Below are 16,368 nucleotides of genomic sequence, written 5' to 3' on the forward strand. Positions count from 1 at the left end.
GATCGTGGCCAAAAACCGGTAAGACGGCTCGCTCAATCCGCGTCGAGCGGCTCCGTTCCGACCGGCTTGCCGTCGCGCGACAGCCTGATCTTCTCGACCTTGTCCTCGGCCGCCTTCAGCAGCCGGTCGCAATGCACCTTCAACGCCTCGCCACGCTCATAGATCTTGATCGACTGGTCGAGCGGCACGTCGCCACGCTCCAGATCATCGACGATCTTCTCCAGCGCGTCGAGTGCCTGTTCGAAGCTCATCGCCTTGACGTCTTCGTTGGTTTCACCAGCCATCATTCATCCTTTCATCAGTCGCCCGACATGGGCGGCGACCGAAAATGCCAGTCCCTGCAGATCGTAACCGCCCTCGAGCAGGCTGACGAGCCGGTTGCCGCTGTGGCGCGCCGCGCGCTGCATCAACTGGCCGGTCGCCCAGTCGAAATCGTCCTCGGTGAGATTGATCTCGGCCAGCGGGTCGCGGTGGTGCGCGTCGAATCCGGCCGAAATGATGATCAGGTCCGGCGCGAAATTGTCGAGCGCCGGCAGCACGCGCGACAGGAAGGCATCGCGAAACACCTCGCTGCCGGTCTGCGGCGCCAAAGGCGCGTTGACGATGTTGCCGGCGCCGATCTCATCCTTCGCGCCGGTGCCGGGGTAGAGCGGCATCTGATGCGTGGAACAATAGAGCACCGAGGGATCGTCCCAGAAAATGTCCTGCGTGCCGTTGCCGTGATGCACGTCCCAGTCGACGACGGCAACCCGCTCGACGCCATGCTTCTTCTGCGCATAGCGCGCCGCGATCGCAGCGGTGTTGAAGAGGCAGAAGCCCATGGCGGTGGTTTTTTCGGCATGGTGGCCGGGCGGGCGGGCGGCGACGAAGACATTGTCAGCGCGGCCCGCGAAGATGTCGTCGACGGCGGCGTTGGCGGCGCCGATCGCGGTGATTGCCGCCTGCCAGCTCTTCGGGCTGGCGGTGGTGTCGGCGTCGATGCGGGCAATGCCTTCGTCAGGGATCGCGGCACGCACACGGGCGACGAAGTCGGCGGGATGCGCGTAGAGGATGGTGGCCTCGTCACCTTCCGGCGCCTTGACGCGATCAAGCGCGGCGAAGGCCTCGTCGTCGAGCACGCGTTCGATGGCTCGCAAGCGGTCCGGCCGCTCTGGGTGGCCAGGTGGCGTGATGTGCTCAAGGAAGATCGGATGCGTGTAGAGACGAGTGGCCATGCCCCCTATCTAGTGCCCCAGCGCGGCGATGGCCATGCATTGCGGCCTGATGGCTGGGGAAAATCGCGCCTGCGTCCATTCGCGTCGCTGCCGGGATTGGCGCCGCCAGGGCTTCGGCGTAAGGTTCCCCGCTGCCTGGTGCCCGCCGCAAACGGGAGAATCGGGAACACGGTTGAATTCCGTGGCGTGCCCAACGCTGTGAGGGGGACCGCGCCGGTAAATGCCACTGTCAATGACGGGAAGGCACCGGACGCGGGTTGATCCCGAGCCAGAAGACCGGCCTGGCAGGCATCGTCATCCGCATGGTCAGGCGGGTGACCTCAATTGCAATCGCAAGGGGACAAGCGATGCCGGAAAATATGACCGATTCCATTGCTGACGCATTTAGCCAGACAGCGCGCGACGCGGTGTATCGCGCGCTGTTCACGCGGCGCGATGTGCGCAGCCATTTCCTGCCCGACGCGCTCGACGACGAGGTGCTGGCACGGCTGCTGCTTGCCGCCCATCACGCACCCTCGGTCGGCTTCATGCAGCCATGGAATTTCATCGTCATTCGCGATGCCGCACGACGGGCGGAGGTGCGCGACCTGTTCCTGGCCGCACGCGAGCAGGAATTGCCGGCCATTGAGGAAGAGCGGCAGGCGCTCTACCGCAAGCTCAAGCTGGAGGGCATCTGCGAAAGCGCGCTCAACATCTGCATCACCTGCGACCGCCAGCGCTCAAAGGGGTCGCCGCTGGGACGCTGGCACAATCCGGAGATGGATCTCTACAGCACGGTCTGCGCGGTGCAGAATTTCTGGCTGGCCGCGCGCGCCGAAGGTGTCGGTGTCGGCTGGGTAAGTATCATCGAGACGCAAGCGTTGAAACGCCTGCTGGCCATTCCCGATCATGTGATGCCGATCGCCTATCTCTGCGTCGGCCGTGTCTCGGAGTTTGCGCCCAAGCCGGATCTTGAAACACATGGCTGGGGCCGGCGTCTGCCGCTGCCCGAACTGATCATGAGCGAGACGTTTTGCGGACAAGGCGAGGCGCGGCTCAAATCGGCGGTGGCGCACCTCAACAGCGACGCTGTTGAGCCGGCGAGCCCCGCCGATCAGCGTGTCGCGCCGGCCGTGTCCCAGCGCGAGCCGCCGAAGGAGGAGAGCGCCTTGTCCTTGAGTTCCCTGAATTTCGACGATGCCTCGGCCAGCCGGGCGTCCCAGGCCGGATCGGGCACCTGGCCGGCGATAGTCTTGAAATAAACCTGCATCAGGCAGGCGATGGCGAAGGGCTCGATGAAGGCCGCCTTGAAGGCCCAGGCTAAGACGATGGCAAGCACGAAGGCCCAGCCGGCCAGCTGTCCGGGCATCAGGTAAAGAATGGCGCCGGCCGGGGCCAGCATCAGCAGGAAGATGACGAAAGAGACGCCCCACATGATCACCGCCAGCCAGACGGCGTTCTTGACCATGGTCTTGCCGTTCTGGGCATAGAGCACGACGCCTTGCCGCGCGGTCTCGAAGGGCGAGGACGAATTGATGCGGATGTTGTAGCCGAGGATGATCTCGTCGACATAGGTCAGCGACAGGCGGATCACCGTGTTGATGAAGGAGACCACGCCGCTCAGGCCGGGAATGGGCAGGAAAGCGGCGATGCCGCCGAGCAGGCCGGTGATGGCGCGGATGGCGCCCTTGACCAGCTGGTCGACGACGAAAAGGATGTTGGCCTCGGCGAAACGCTCCGTCACGACCTGCCTGGCGTAGGCGATCTGGTTCTGGCCGTCGGGAACATCCTGGCCGTCGATCAAATGGACCATGACGGCGATGTGGCCGGCCTTGACGACGTAGAGGATGTATTCGCGGATCCAGTAGACGGCGATCGAGACGATCCCGAAGCCGACCACGCCACCCCACAGGGCAAACGACAACGGCCCGTCAGGATCAGCGGAGATATGGCCAACGCCATAGCCGACCGAGGCACCGGTGCCGGTCGCCATGATGTAGGCCAGCGTGATGCCGAAATAGACGATCATACGAAAGACAATGAAAGGCCAGGTCCGCACCATCATGGACACCGACCTGCCGATATCGAAATCCCACATGCCCCGAATCCCCCATCAGAGATGGCTGGGAAGGATGCGCTCAACCCGCAGATTGTCAATCGTGGGCGGTGTCGCCGAAGCCGAGGGAATTTCAGTTCGGCCGCGGACCCGGCTTCTCGATCAGGCCTTCGAGCAGTTGCTTGAACGCCGCCACCACCTTCTTCGACGTCGCTTCGGGGTCGCTCGAATTGGCGATACGCTGCGCCGCCTGGCTGCTGGCGCCGTTGATCAGCCGCGCGGCGGTCTCGGGGTCGACGCCGGGAACGACCACTCCCTCCTCCTGCAGCCCAGTCAGGTGATCCGTCATTGAACCGACGCACGCATTGGCATTCGGCCATTGTGCCGGATCTCCCAGGACGGCCGGGCCATCCCGAAACATGATGCGCTGGATTTCCGGCTCCAGCGCCATCTCGATATAGGTCGTGCACTCGTCGACGAAATGCTGCCAGCGGGTCGGCGCTCTCGATGCGATCGCATGCACCCTGGCCGCCATCTCCGCATCGATTTCGGCGATGACCGCCTGCAGCAGCCCCTTTTTGTCACCGAAGTGATGGTAGAGCGCGCCGCGCGTCAGTCCGGCGGACGCCGTGAAATCATCCATCGACGCCTCGGCGTAACCTGTCGTGCCGAAGGCCTGGCGGGCCGCGGCGATCAGCTTGGCGCGCGTCTCAGCGATCATCTCCTTGCGGGGTTTGTGCATTCCGTCTGGCCCTATTCACATACGCGTCGTATGCCAATTGACATACGCGGCGTATGATCTATCTAAAGCATACGCGTCGTATGTAATTGTCGAATTGTCCTTTGTCGAGGAATCCCATGCAAAACCCCTATTCGGAAATCTTTCGCGCCCCTGGAGCCAAGAGCTTTGCAGCCGCGGGCTTCATAGCACGCTTGCCGATCGCCATGGCGCCGATCGGCATCGTCGCGATGCTGTCGCAGACACGCGGCGAGTACTGGCTGGCGGGTGCCGTCTCGGCGACATTCGCACTGGCCAACGCTTTCCTGGCGCCGCAAATATCAAGGCTGGTGGATCGCCTTGGCCAGACGCGGGTTGTCGTGCCGACCACAATCGTCTCCGTGTTCGCATTCCTTGTGCTGATTGCAGCGGCCAATCAGGATTGGCCGGTTTGGACGCTGTTCATCTCCGCGCTGCTGGCCGCCGCAATGCCGAGCATGCCGGCAATGGTGCGCGCGCGCTGGACCGAGATTTTTCGCGGCCGGCCGGAGATGAACACCGCGTTCGCCTTCGAGTCGGCGGCGGATGAGCTGGTCTACATCGCCGGCGCATCGCTGTCGGTGGGACTGAGTGCTGCCCTGTTCCCCGAAGCGGGCATGCTCGTGAGCACCTTGTTCCTCGCCTTGGGGTCGACGGCGTTCGTCCTGCAGCGATCGACCGAGCCGCAAGTGCGGCCAGTGGACCATGGCTCGAGCGGCTCGGCGATCCGCCTGCGGCCGGTGCGGATCATCACCTTCGCCCTGATTTTCATCGGCGCGACCTTCGCGACGACGGAAGTAAGCACAGTAGCCATTACCAAGGAGCTCGGGCAGCCGGGTGCCGCGAGCCTGGTCATCGGCGTCTATGCGCTGGGTTCGTTCGTGCTCGGCATCATTGTCGGCGCGCTCAACCTGAAGGCACCATTGCAACGCCAGTTGGCAACCGCGGTCGCCATCATCGCGGTCAGCACACTGCTGCCGCTCACCGCCAACAGCGTGCCGCTTCTGGCGCTGACCGTCTTCATCAGCGGCGTCGCGATCTCGCCGACCTTCATCACGGCGTTCGGCCTGATCGAACGGCATGTGCCCGAAGCGATGCTGACCGAGGGCATCACCTGGGTGACCACTGGGATCGGCATCGGCATGGCACTGGGGTCCTTTGCCGCCGGCGCGGTGGTGGACGCGTTCGGCGCCCAGAACGGGTTCTGGGTTTCGGTGGCATCAGGCGCCATTGCGCTGGTCACGGTGCTGCTCGGCCAGCGCAGCCTGGCCGTCCATGAATGCGACCTGGAGGGGTGCGAAGCAGTCGCCGTACCCGCGGAATAGTATGCAGCGCGCCCGGTCCCGCTCGGGCGGGGCGCGCTGCTCTCTACGCGGACAGGCTTGACTTATCGGCCCTTCGATCTCGGGTCACGACAAAGAGCATTGTTGGCGCGCCGTGCAACATCACCTCTTGTTCGAAGGCGAAGCCGCATTTCTCCAGCACCCGCCGCGATGCGGGATTTGCGGCACGGGCGAGGCCAATGACCCGGTCGGCGTGCAGAGGACCGAATGCGGCATGCAGCGCCTCCGTAACCAGTTCTGTGGCATAACCGTGTCCCCAGCTCTCAGGATGAAGATGGTAGGATAGGTTCAAGCCGTCGAAATCCGCCGATACAGTGACGCCGCCGAAGCCGACCAGCTTTCCATCCGCCTCGACCGCCCAGGGGCCAAAACCATGCTTGTCCCAATGGCCGATGTCGCGGGCAAGTCTTGTAGCACTCTGCTGAGGTGTGTCCGGAACAGGATCTGGGCGATGAGCGACAACTTCCCGGCGCGAGAAGAGATCGACCAGGAAATCCAGATCAGCCTTTGCTGGCCGGCGCAGCAAAAGCCGTCCACTGCGCTGACTCAAAGGCAATGACGCGTTCATGCCGTCATCTCCCGGCAAGGGGATCGGCTGACCCTTCAGAGAATCTCGGTCTTGGCGATGTGGATGCCAAAACCTTCGAGGCCGACATAGTGGCGCTCACGTGAGGCGATCAAATTGATCGAGGAAATGCCGAGGTCCTTCAGGATCTGTGCGCCGAGGCCGATTTCGCGCCATTCATTCTCGCGGCGTCGGGCCTCCTCATGGTCCTCGCGCTCGCCGCTCGCCGGGCGCTTGCGCTCCTGGTGCGCGACGCCGACCGAGCCTTCGCGCAGATAGACGATAACGCCGCGCTTGCGCTCGCCCATCGCCTTCATGATAACGTCGAGCTGGTGGCTGGTGCCGAAGACGTCGGTCACCACATCCTCGGAATGCAGGCGCACGGGCACCTCTTCCCCATCGCGGATATCGCCGAAGACGACGGCGACGTGGTGCATGGAATCCCAGGGCAGCGTGTAGGTGAAGACCTGCGCCTTGCCGCCGAGCGTGTCGATTTCGGAACAGGCGACGCGTTCGACCAGCGATTCCTTGCGTTGCCGGTAGGCGATGAGATCGGCGACCGAAACCTGCTTGAGCTTGTGCTCCTCTGCAAACGCCGCGACCTGCGGGCCGCGCTTGACGGTGCCGTCGTCATTGACCAGTTCGGAAATGACGCCGATCGGCGGCAGGCCGGCGAGCTTGCACAAATCGACCGCCGCTTCGGTATGGCCCGAACGCATCAGCACGCCGCCTTCGCGCGCGATCAGCGGAAAGATATGGCCGGGGCGGACGAAATCGGAGGCGCCGACATTGCCGTTGGCGAGGTTGCGCACGGTCAGCGTGCGGTCGTCGGCCGAGATGCCTGTCGTCGTGCCATGCTTGAAATCGACGCTGACGGTGAAAGCGGTGGTGTGGGCCGAATCATTGTCGGCCACCATCGGCGAAAGGTTCAACCGCTTGGCTTCCTCGCGCGGCATCGGCGTGCAGACGATGCCGGAGGTGTTGCGCACGATGAAGGCCATCTTCTCCGGCGTGCAATGGACGGCGGCGACGATCAGGTCGCCCTCGTTCTCGCGCCCGTCATCGTCCATGACGACGACGATCTCGCCGCGTTCGAAAGCACGCAGGGCTTCAACGATCTTCTTCTGGTCGTAAGGCATGGGCACTCGCTTCGCTCGCAGGGCAGTAGGGGAATAGGGCAGTAAGGCAGTAGGGAAAAGCAAAAAATTGGCGGCTTCTGCAGCCGACATAGATACTGCCCTACTGCCCTACTCCCTTCCCCGTCTGTCCTCGATGGCGCAGATAATGATCGGCGATCGCGCAGGCAACCATCGCCTCGCCGATCGGCACGGCGCGGATGCCGACGCAGGGGTCGTGCCGGCCCTTGGTCATCACCTCGACGTCGTGGCCGTCCTTGTCGATCGACTTTCGCGGCGTCAGGATCGACGAGGTCGGCTTGACGGCGAAGCGGGCGACGATCGCCTGGCCGGTCGAGATGCCGCCGAGGATGCCGCCGGCATTGTTGGACAGGAACACCGGTTTGCCATCATTGCCCATGCGCATCTCGTCGGCATTTTGCTCGCCGGTGATGCGGGCGGCCTCGAAGCCATTGCCGATCTCGACACCCTTGACCGCGTTGATCGACATCAGGCCGGAGGCGATATCCTGGTCGAGCTTGGCGTATATCGGCGCGCCGAGCCCCGGCGGAACGCCGTCGGCAACGATCTCGATCACCGCGCCGACCGAGGAACCGGCCTTGCGGATGCCGTCGAGATAACTCGTAAAGATGGGAACGGAAGCGGGATCGGGCGTGAAGAACGGGTTCTCGGCGTTACCGATGAAGTTCCAGTTCCAGTTGGCGCGGTCGATCGACTTTTCGCCCATCGACACCAGCGCGCCGCGCACCACCATGCCCGGCACCACCTTGCGGGCGAGTGCGCCGGCGGCGACCCTAGCCGCGGTTTCGCGGGCCGAGGAGCGGCCACCGCCGCGATAGTCGCGTATGCCGTATTTGACGTCATAGGTGTAATCGGCATGGCCCGGCCGGTACTGGCGGGCGATCTCGCCATAGTCCTTCGAACGCTGGTCGACATTCTCGATCAGCATCGAGACCGGCGTGCCGGTGGTGATCATCGTCTCGCCGTCCTCGTCGAGGACGAAGCCCGACAGCACTTTGACCTCGTCCGGCTCGCGGCGTTGTGTGACGAAGCGCGACTGGCCCGGCCGGCGCTTGTCGAGTTCGGCCTGGATTTCGTCACGCGTGAAGCGGATGCCGGGCGGACAGCCATCGACCACGCAGCCCAGTGCGGCGCCATGGCTTTCACCCCAGGTGGTGACGCGGAAAAGATGCCCGAACGTATTGTGAGACATGGAAAAGTGCCCTGCCCGGCATCGGAGCCGGCTGAAGCCTGCTTCTATTGGCGTTTTTTGCGGTGGTCAAACTGTCATCCCGGCCGTTTAAGTTTTGACACATTCGGCTGGTTTCTGCTTTCTTCCATCCGCCGTTGAGGATCCGCCGCCACAAGTGCCGGCGCAATGACCAAAGAGGACGATGATGCGTACCCTGATTGGCGCTGTTGCCGCCACACTGTTGCTTTCCACCGCCGCTTTCGCCGGCCAGACCGAAGGCCTGATCAAGAAGGTCGACAAGGACGCGCTGACCCTGACGCTTGACGACGGCAAATCCTACAAGCTGAACGCCGAGACCGATCTCGACGCGCTGAAGCCGGGCATGGACATCGTCATCGCCTATGACGTGAACAATGGCGAGAACGTCGTCACCGATATGCAGTTGCCGGACAGCGACACGAACTAGGGAATTGGTGCGCCATCACGCGGCCTAAAGCCACTCCAGCCCGCTGCCTTCGAGTTTGAGCAAGCGATCATGCGGGATTTCGAGGTTTGCGGCCTCGTCCTCGGCCATATCGAGCACGAAGCGAAACAAGGTTCGCATGACGCCGCCATGCGTCACGCAGATCGTGCTGTGTTCGAGCGCGTCGAACCAGGGCTTCACCCGTTCGAGCAACATCTGATAGCTCTCGGCACCTTCGCCGGGTGGCTGAAAGTTCCATTTGTCCAAAGCGCGCGTCCTGCTCGCACCGGGATACCGCGTTTCGAGCTCGGCAAAGGTGAACCCCTGCCAATCACCGAAATTGACTTCAACGAGGCGGGCATCGGTTCGATAGGCAAGCGGATCGAGTTTCATGGCGGCGCGGATCCGCTCCATGGTTTCGCGCGTCCGCCTCATCGGGCTGGCGACGAAATCGAAATGCTGGGGATCGCCGACGAGTTCGGCCAGCCGATGCCCATTTCCGGTCGCCTGCTCGCGGCCGAGGACATTGAGATCGGTGTCGGCCTGCCCCTGAAGCCGGAACTCGGCGTTCCACGCGGTCTGGCCGTGACGCACGAGATAAACCAGCGGGTACATCAGGTCTCCCGGAGGTCGGGCCTGGGCCTGGGCGAGGGATAGGCTGAGGGATTAGTCCTTGACCGTCGAAATATCAGGCGCGTCGACCGCCTTCATGCCGACCACATGATAGCCGGAATCGACATGATGCACCTCGCCGGTGACGCCACGCGACAGGTCGGACAGGAAATAGACGCCGGAATCACCGACCTCTTCCTGCGTGACCGTCTGCTTCAGCGGCGAATTGTATTCGTTCCACTTCAGGATGTAGCGGAAGTCGCCGATGCCAGAGGCGGCCAGCGTCTTGATCGGGCCGGCGGAGATGGCGTTGACGCGGATCTTCTTGGCGCCGAGATCGACGGCGAGGTAACGCACGCTGGCTTCGAGCGCGGCCTTGGCCACGCCCATGACGTTGTAGTGCGGCATCACCTTTTCGGCACCATAGTAGGTCAGCGTCAGCAGCGACCCGCCATCGGTCATCAGCGCCTCGGCCCGCTTGGCGATGGTGGTGAAGGAATAAACCGAAATGTCCATGGTGCGCAGGAAGTTGTCGCGCGTCGTCTCGACATAGCGGCCGGTCAATTCGTCCTTGTCGGAAAAGGCGATGGCATGGACGAGGAAGTCGAGCTTGCCCCAATGCCTGGCGACGTTGGCGAAAACCTCGTCGAGGCTCGCCGGATCGGTTACATCGCAATGGCCAGCGACATAGGCGCCCAGTTCCGCCGCCAGCGGCTCGACGCGCTTCTTGAACGCCTCGCCCTGATAGGTCAGCGCGATCTCGGCGCCGTGGTCGACGCACGCCTTGGCGATGCCGTAGGCGATCGACCTGTTGTTCGCGACGCCAAGAATCAGGCCGCGCTTGCCGGCCATCAGGCCCTGTCCACCCGCCATGTGCGTGCTCTCCGCAAGATATTCTGCTTTGTTGAGTGCCTATCGCACAGGCACAAAGCCCCTTCAAGCGCTCAAACCGGACAGTTCGGGGGACAAAAGCGGTCGATCAGCCTTTTTGGCCGCGCAACAGCGTTTCGAGCGCGCTGTCGCCGCCTTCCGGCAGCATGATGCGCACATGGGCATAGAGATCGCCATGGCCGCCGGCTTTTTCCGACAGGCCCCTGCCCTTGAGCCGCAGCACCTTGTCCGAACTCGACCAGGCGGGAACGTTGACCGCGAGCCTGCCGGTCGGTGTTTCGACCGGCACCTTGGCACCCAGCACCGCATCCGCCAGCGACACCGGCAAATCGGCATGCAGGTCGCGGCCCTCGATTCGGTAGCGCGGATGCCGGCGGATATGGATCTTGACCAAGGCGTCGCCGGGCTGACCCGGCCCCTGCTCGCCCTGCCCCTTCAGCCGGATGGTCTGGCCGTCCTCGACATAGGCCGGCAGCTTCACCGCCACCTTGCGGCCATCCGGGAACATCGCCGTAACCTTTTCGGCGTTCGCCGCTTCCTCGATGGTGATGTCGAGCGTGACGTTCAGATCGGCAGCGGTCGCGGGCTGGCGGCGATCGCCCATGCCGGCACCGCGCGCGCCCGAAAAGGCGTCGCCAAAAATCTGGCTGAAAATATCGCTGTTGCCGTCGAACGGATCGCCACCGGGGCGCCCGGACCGGAATTCGAATCGCGAGCCGCCCGCCCCCTGCTGCTGGCGGCGAAACCCGGCAAAGGGATCGCCGCCACCGGCCGCGCCCTCAAAGCCCTGGAAGCGCGGCTTGCCGTCGGCGTCGATCTCGCCGCGATCGAAAGCGGCACGGTTCTTCTCGTCGCCGACGATCTCATAGGCCTGATTGGCCGCGGCAAAACGGTCCTTCGCCTTGGGGTCATTCGGGTTCTGGTCCGGATGATGTTTCTTGGCGAGCTTCCGGTATGCCGATTTTATGTCCTTGGCCGATGCGTTCTTTGCAACGCCCAGCACCTCATAGGGGTCGCGCATGCTTCCTGCCCTGGAAATGAGTTGAGTCCATACTTGCCTCCTATATGCGCTCGCATAGGAAGAAATTCCAGTAGCGGAGCGCCATATCAAGGGCTGAAAATCAGAGCGCCTTGAAGCCCTGCATGCGCCACCCGCCGGCGTTGGCGAGGCACAGTTCGCCCTCGAACATCGCAACGCCGTCAAAGCTTTCGCGCGAAGCCTTGAAGCGGCGGCATGTCTGCCCCCTGTCCTTCAATTCCGCCAGTTCGGTGATCGAGCCGCGCGAACCCGTGCCGGCATTTGCCCATGGCACGGCCTGCCCGCCGAGTTGTTCGATATCGGCGGAGGACACCGCATTGCCGATCGTCGTCTGGTCGGAGTTTCGATCCGAATCGACCGGGGCTGCAGAAGCAGACGTGCTGCTGGTCAGGATCGAGCGGTCGACCTCGGCCTTTTCCAGGCTGAAACCACCCGCGCCGCAGGCGGCAAGCGGCAAGGCGGCCGCCACGATCGCCGCTTTCGCGCTGGCCGAAGCGATAACGCTCCATTGCCTGCTGTCAAAAGCTTGCGCGATACGCGACAATCGGCAACTCCCCCTGCTCCATGACAATTTGAGAAAAACTATGAGTGACACAGAGTTAACAAGCAGTGACTTTACCGAGGCGGCCGAACCGTTTCGCCTCTTTGCCGCATGGCTTGATGACGCCACCAAGAGCGAAATCAATGACGCCAATGGCGTGGCACTGGCGACCGTCGATGCCGAAGGCATGCCAGATGTGCGGATGGTGCTGCTCAAGGGGTTCGATGAAAGCGGCTTTGTGTTCTACACGAATTTCGAGAGCGCCAAGGGCCAGGAGATTTTGGGCAACATGAAGGCGGCGATGTGCTTCCACTGGAAATCGTTGCGTCGCCAGGTCCGCATTCGCGGCCCGGTGGAGATCGTCAGCGAGGCCGAAGCCGACGCCTATTATGCAACGCGGCCGCGCGGCAGCCGCATCGGCGCCTGGGCCTCCAAACAGTCGCGGCCACTGGAAAGCCGCTTTGCGCTGGAGAAGGCGGTCGCCGAGTACACGGCACGCTATCCAATCGGTGATATCCCGCGGCCAAAATATTGGTCGGGCTTTCGCATCGTGCCGAAGACGATCGAGTTCTGGCACGACAGGCCATTCCGGCTGCACGATCGCCTCGTCTTTACTCGCGACCCTAAGGGCGGCTGGAACAAGACGCGGCTTTATCCGTAGGTTCCCAAAGAACTACCTCGGCTGAAAGGGTGACCCATGAGCCTGTTCCTTGCCTTTCTCGGCGTCTCGTTCATGGTGATTGCCACGCCTGGTCCAGACACCGCTATCACCATCCGCAACACGCTGCTTGGCGGGCGCACGGCCGGCGTCTTCACCGCGCTCGGCATCTCCAGCGGCCAGACGATCTGGGCACTGGCGACCAGTGCCGGCATCGTCGCCCTGCTGGTCGCCTCGGAGCCGCTGTTCCTTGCCGTCAAATATGCGGGTGCCGCCTATCTGGTCTATCTCGGCTTCAGGGCGCTGCAGGAAGCGCTGCGGCGGTCGCATCCACGGGTAGCGGCGGGGCTCGCAAAGCCAGCGCGGCGGCTGATAGCGGCAACCGCCTATCGACAGGGACTGATCAGCGATCTCGGCAATCCGAAGATGGCCGTGTTTTTCGCCAGCCTGTTGCCGCAATTCGTGCCGCCCGGAGGGGAAAGTTTTTCGGCGCTGCTCGGTCTCGGAGTGGTCTTCGCCGTCATGACCTTGACCTGGCTGGCGCTCTACGCAACGCTGGTCGCCAAAGCAGGAGACTTCCTGCGCCGCCCGTCTATCCGCCGCACCATAGAAGCCGTGACCGGAATTGTGCTGATCGGCTTGGGCATCCGCATCGCAACCGAGCACCGCTAGGCCGACTGGTCGCGACGGAGCTACACGGAACAAATCGCCGTTTCACCCCGCCGTGCTAAGTGGGAAGCCGAGCTACTTCTTCCTGGTCATGAATGCGGTGAGCGCGGCGCGCGCCTCGTCTGATTTCAGCCGCTCGCGGAAATGCTCGCTTTCCTCGCCGATGCGGGCGATGAGGTCTTGCCGCGAGCCGCGCATCAGGTCGCGCGCGATCTTCAGCGCCTGCGGTGGCTTGGCGGCGATCTGGCCGGCCGCCGCCAGGACCGACGCCTCCAGCGCTCCTTCCTCGACCACGTCGTAGATCAGGCCGGCCGCCTTCGCGCGGTCGGCCGAGAAACCCTCGCCGAGACCGAGCAGTGCGAAAGCGCCCTGCTGCCCCAGCACGCGCGGCGCCAAAAGGCTCGATCCCGCTTCGGGCACCAGGCCGAGATCGACGAAGGGCGTCCTGAACACGGTGCGCGGCGTGGCGAAAGTCAGGTCGCAATGCAGGTTGAGCGTGGTGCCGATGCCGACCGCGATGCCGTCGACGCCGGAGACCATGGGCTTTTCGACCCTGGCCAGCGCCATCAGGAAATCCCAGACTTCGGTGCCGCCATCGCCACCGGTGGCGACAACCATGAAATCGGCAAGGTCGTTGCCGGAGGAGAAGGCGCCGGGCACGCCGAGGAAGACATGGACGCGGACTGCCGGATCGGCGTCACCCTCGGCCAAGGTTTGCGACATCTTGGCATACATGGCGCGCGTCAGCGCGTTCTTCTTCTCCGGGCGGTTCATGCGGACGATCTGGATGGAGCCCTGGCGCTCGACGAGGATATGGTCTGTCACGGTCTTTCCCTGTGAACGTTGGGCCCTGTGAACGGTGGGCCTTGTGAACGTTGCCTTGTGAACGTCAGGCTGAGATCAGTGTCTTGCCGGCAGTGGCAAGGCTTTCTGCGCCTTGGATGACGCGTTCCTTCAAGGCAACGACCTCGCCGAGCAGGTTTTCGGCGAAGAAGCGGCAAAGGGGGATGCGGCCCTGATCGGCAAGAGCACCCCGCGCCAGATAGGCGCCGCCGGCGACCAGCGAGATCAGCCTGAGATAGGGTGTGGCCCCCGCCAGCGCCTCCTCCGTCCTGCCTTCGGCCGACAATTTTTGCAGGAAACGCGTCGCTTGCGTCAGATCGCCAAGTGCCGCGTCGAGAGCATCGGCGGTGCGGCCGAAACCCTGCAGGTTCGAAGTACGTACAGCGCTGGCGATCGCAGCCAGTTCGCCGATATAGCCATGCACATGCTCGCCGCCGCCGAGCGGCAGCTTGCGGGTCACCAGGTCGATCGCCTGGATGCCATTGGTGCCCTCATAGATCGGTGCGATGCGCGCATCGCGATAGAACGCTGCCGCGCCTGTCTCCTCGATAAAACCCATGCCGCCATGCACCTGCAGGCCGAGCGAGGCGACTTCGACGCCGACGTCGGTCGAAAACGCCTTGGCCAGCGGTGTCAGCAGATTGGCGCGGTCGCGCCAATACGCCGTCTCGTCAGCATCAGAGGCGCGCGCCATGTCGATGGCATGCGCGCAGGAATAGCTGATGGCGCGAGCAATCTGCGCCAGCGCCTTCATGGTCAGGAGATTGCGCTGCACGTCGGGGTGATGGACGATCGGAGCCATGCCGGCGCCAGCGTAATCCGCTGCCTTGCCCTGGCGGCGCTCATTGGCGTAGGCGATCGCCTTCTGGGTGGCGGCTTCCGCGACCGCCACACCCTGCATGCCGACGGCCAGGCGGGCATTGTTCATCATGGTGAACATGCAGGCGAGGCCCTTGTTTTCCTCGCCGATCAGCCAGCCGACGGCGCCCGGCCTGGCGCCCTGGAAACCATCGCCATAGATCATGGTGCAGGTCGGCGAGGCGTGGATGCCTAGCTTGTGCTCGAGGCCGGAACAGAAGACGTCGTTGCGCGCGCCGAGCGAACCATCGTCGCCAACCAGGAATTTCGGCACCAGGAACAGCGAGATGCCGCGCGTGCCGGCGGGCGCATCGGGCAGCCGCGCCAGCACCAGATGGATGATGTTGTCGGTGAAGTCGTGCTCGCCATAGGTGATGAATATCTTCTGGCCGAAGATGCGGTAGGTGCCGTCGCCAGCAGGTTCGGCGCGGGTGCGCAAGGCAGCGAGGTCCGATCCGGCCTGCGGCTCGGTCAGGTTCATCGTGCCCATCCACTCGCCGGAGACGAGCTTTTCCAGATATTTCGCCTTGAGGGCTTCGGAAGCGTGTTTGTCGAGCGCTTCGACCGCGCCCATGGTGAGCGTCGGGCCGATGCCGAAGGCCATGGCGGCTGAATTCCACATTTCGAGTGCTGCGACACCAAGCATGGTCGGCAACGCCTGGCCGCCATACGCTTCAGGCCCAGACAGCGCGTTCCAGCCGCCATCGATCCAGCGGCGATAGAGTTCCTTCCAGCCCGGCGGCGTGGTAACGACGGCGTCTTCCAACACCGCACCTTGCTCGTCGCCGACCTTGTAGAGTGGTGCCACCTCCTCGGTGGCGAAACGGCCGGCTTCGCCAAGAACGGCATCGACCAGATCCTCGCCGAGATCGCCGAACGTGCCGGCATCGAGGGCGGATTTCATACCGGCCACGTGCTTCAGCGTAAAGGCAATATCCTCGACCGGTGCCCGGTACATGTCGCTTTCCTCCTCAGCTTCCGCCTACCGACCCTATGGCTGGCGGAGCCGCAAAACCATCCGCCTTTTAGCGATCTTCCGCCTTCTTTTTACGTAAACGTCAAATTTTGTCACGTGGATTTTGCGATCGCGCCGGCCTGTATTAAATTCGACTGACGCTGGTCACGTCGACCGGCGCAAGACCAAACCAGCCGACTGAAACCAACTCATGCTCGCCAGACCTGACGCCTATCGTTGCATCGAATGCGGCCTGCCTTACCGGGCAGCAGGGTTCTCGTACCATCATGGGGAATTGGAAAACGGCGCCGCCTACTGGTCGGATCGCGGCATATTGTGCTCGCCGCGATGCTCGCTCGCCCATCACCGCAAACGCGCCGCCGAAGGCACGCTGCAGCAAGAGCCGGCACGGGATCCGTTTGAATTTCAGCCGCTTGGCCGGCGCTAACTTCGCCGGTAGGCCAGTTCGAATTCCCCTTCCAGGCGTTTGCGCTGCCCCTCACCTGCCTGCCGGCATCCTCTCCCCGTAAACGGGGCGAGGGGCGCTGTCGTCGATGGTTTCGCCGATCGTCAACGTCGCAAAGAAGAGCCGGCGTA

Annotated in this window: 18 protein-coding genes, 1 pseudogene and 1 riboswitch; of the genes and pseudogenes, 6 read left to right on the plus strand and 13 right to left on the minus strand. The window is 63.4% G+C overall.

Annotated features, from left to right (window positions below; all coding sequences use genetic code 11):
• Nucleotides 1–32 precede the first annotated feature (32 nt).
• Nucleotides 33–284, minus strand: a complete 252-nt coding sequence (locus JT360_RS20470; RefSeq protein ID WP_013896673.1) for an exodeoxyribonuclease VII small subunit — start codon at nt 282–284, stop codon at nt 33–35.
• 3 nt (nt 285–287) lie between these two features.
• A complete protein-coding gene (locus JT360_RS20475) occupies nt 288–1,214 on the minus strand; it encodes a histone deacetylase family protein (RefSeq protein WP_214473559.1) in 927 nt (308 codons plus the stop codon).
• Nucleotides 1,215–1,333: 119 nt separating this feature from the next.
• Nucleotides 1,334–1,513, plus strand: a riboswitch (cobalamin riboswitch).
• A gap of 60 nt (nt 1,514–1,573) precedes the next feature.
• Here JT360_RS20475 and bluB point away from each other — a divergent pair.
• Nucleotides 1,574–2,191 (plus strand): annotated as a pseudogene (bluB, locus tag JT360_RS33635) (5,6-dimethylbenzimidazole synthase); the annotation flags it as partial.
• Nucleotides 2,192–2,307: 116 nt separating this feature from the next.
• Here the strand turns inward: bluB and JT360_RS20485 are convergent.
• Together JT360_RS20485 and JT360_RS20490 are read right to left on the minus strand one after the other, a co-directional pair.
• Complete coding sequence (locus JT360_RS20485) at nt 2,308–3,291, minus strand: hypothetical protein (RefSeq protein WP_250888941.1); 984 nt, start codon at nt 3,289–3,291, stop codon at nt 2,308–2,310.
• A 91-nt stretch (nt 3,292–3,382) separates the two neighbouring features.
• Nucleotides 3,383–3,991, minus strand: coding sequence for a TetR/AcrR family transcriptional regulator (locus tag JT360_RS20490; protein ID WP_214473561.1), 609 nt, complete (start codon nt 3,989–3,991; stop codon nt 3,383–3,385).
• Between the two features lie 116 nt (nt 3,992–4,107).
• Between JT360_RS20490 and JT360_RS20495 the strand changes: the two genes are divergently transcribed.
• On the plus strand, nt 4,108–5,331 hold the full coding sequence (locus tag JT360_RS20495) for an MFS transporter (protein WP_214473562.1): 1,224 nt from the start codon (nt 4,108–4,110) through the stop codon (nt 5,329–5,331).
• A gap of 43 nt (nt 5,332–5,374) precedes the next feature.
• On the opposite strand, the gene JT360_RS20500 is transcribed toward JT360_RS20495, so the two are convergent.
• The 3 genes from JT360_RS20500 to aroC form a co-directional block, all read right to left on the minus strand.
• On the minus strand, nt 5,375–5,917 hold the full coding sequence (locus tag JT360_RS20500; protein WP_214473563.1) for a GNAT family N-acetyltransferase: 543 nt from the start codon (nt 5,915–5,917) through the stop codon (nt 5,375–5,377).
• 35 nt (nt 5,918–5,952) lie between these two features.
• Entirely contained in the window at nt 5,953–7,053 is a 1,101-nt protein-coding gene (ribB, locus tag JT360_RS20505; RefSeq protein ID WP_214473564.1) for a 3,4-dihydroxy-2-butanone-4-phosphate synthase, read from the minus strand.
• Between the two features lie 100 nt (nt 7,054–7,153).
• Nucleotides 7,154–8,263, minus strand: a complete 1,110-nt coding sequence (gene aroC, locus JT360_RS20510; protein ID WP_214473565.1) for a chorismate synthase — start codon at nt 8,261–8,263, stop codon at nt 7,154–7,156.
• 184 nt (nt 8,264–8,447) lie between these two features.
• Between aroC and JT360_RS20515 the strand changes: the two genes are divergently transcribed.
• Nucleotides 8,448–8,708: a DUF1344 domain-containing protein gene (locus JT360_RS20515; RefSeq protein ID WP_214473566.1), complete on the plus strand. Its 261-nt coding sequence runs from the start codon at nt 8,448–8,450 to the stop codon at nt 8,706–8,708.
• Nucleotides 8,709–8,732: 24 nt separating this feature from the next.
• On the opposite strand, the gene JT360_RS20520 is transcribed toward JT360_RS20515, so the two are convergent.
• The 4 genes from JT360_RS20520 to JT360_RS20535 all read right to left on the minus strand — a co-directional run bounded on the left by JT360_RS20520 (nt 8,733) and on the right by JT360_RS20535 (nt 11,791).
• Complete coding sequence (locus JT360_RS20520) at nt 8,733–9,320, minus strand: histidine phosphatase family protein (RefSeq protein ID WP_214473567.1); 588 nt, start codon at nt 9,318–9,320, stop codon at nt 8,733–8,735.
• 51 nt (nt 9,321–9,371) lie between these two features.
• Nucleotides 9,372–10,190 (minus strand): enoyl-ACP reductase FabI, encoded by an 819-nt coding sequence (fabI, locus tag JT360_RS20525; protein WP_214473568.1) that lies wholly within the window; start codon nt 10,188–10,190, stop codon nt 9,372–9,374.
• A gap of 106 nt (nt 10,191–10,296) precedes the next feature.
• Entirely contained in the window at nt 10,297–11,229 is a 933-nt protein-coding gene (locus tag JT360_RS20530; RefSeq protein ID WP_214473569.1) for a DnaJ C-terminal domain-containing protein, read from the minus strand.
• A 100-nt stretch (nt 11,230–11,329) separates the two neighbouring features.
• Nucleotides 11,330–11,791, minus strand: a complete 462-nt coding sequence (locus JT360_RS20535) for an RT0821/Lpp0805 family surface protein (RefSeq protein ID WP_214473570.1) — start codon at nt 11,789–11,791, stop codon at nt 11,330–11,332.
• A gap of 40 nt (nt 11,792–11,831) precedes the next feature.
• Between JT360_RS20535 and pdxH the strand changes: the two genes are divergently transcribed.
• Both pdxH and JT360_RS20545 read left to right on the plus strand, forming a co-directional pair.
• The gene (pdxH, locus tag JT360_RS20540; protein WP_214473571.1) at nt 11,832–12,449 is read left to right on the plus strand and encodes a pyridoxamine 5'-phosphate oxidase; all 618 of its coding nucleotides are present in this window, start codon (nt 11,832–11,834) and stop codon (nt 12,447–12,449) included.
• 36 nt (nt 12,450–12,485) lie between these two features.
• Complete coding sequence (locus JT360_RS20545) at nt 12,486–13,118, plus strand: LysE family translocator (protein ID WP_214473572.1); 633 nt, start codon at nt 12,486–12,488, stop codon at nt 13,116–13,118.
• A gap of 72 nt (nt 13,119–13,190) precedes the next feature.
• On the opposite strand, the gene JT360_RS20550 is transcribed toward JT360_RS20545, so the two are convergent.
• Together JT360_RS20550 and JT360_RS20555 are read right to left on the minus strand one after the other, a co-directional pair.
• Nucleotides 13,191–13,940, minus strand: a complete 750-nt coding sequence (locus JT360_RS20550; protein WP_214473573.1) for a crotonase/enoyl-CoA hydratase family protein — start codon at nt 13,938–13,940, stop codon at nt 13,191–13,193.
• 64 nt (nt 13,941–14,004) lie between these two features.
• The gene (locus tag JT360_RS20555) at nt 14,005–15,774 is read right to left on the minus strand and encodes an acyl-CoA dehydrogenase family protein (protein WP_214473574.1); all 1,770 of its coding nucleotides are present in this window, start codon (nt 15,772–15,774) and stop codon (nt 14,005–14,007) included.
• A gap of 208 nt (nt 15,775–15,982) precedes the next feature.
• Between JT360_RS20555 and JT360_RS20560 the strand changes: the two genes are divergently transcribed.
• A complete protein-coding gene (locus JT360_RS20560) occupies nt 15,983–16,219 on the plus strand; it encodes a hypothetical protein (protein ID WP_214473575.1) in 237 nt (78 codons plus the stop codon).
• The last annotated feature ends 149 nt before the right edge of the window (nt 16,220–16,368 follow it).

Source organism: Mesorhizobium sp. dw_380, from assembly GCF_018588885.1.
Classification (GTDB): domain Bacteria; phylum Pseudomonadota; class Alphaproteobacteria; order Rhizobiales; family Rhizobiaceae; genus Mesorhizobium.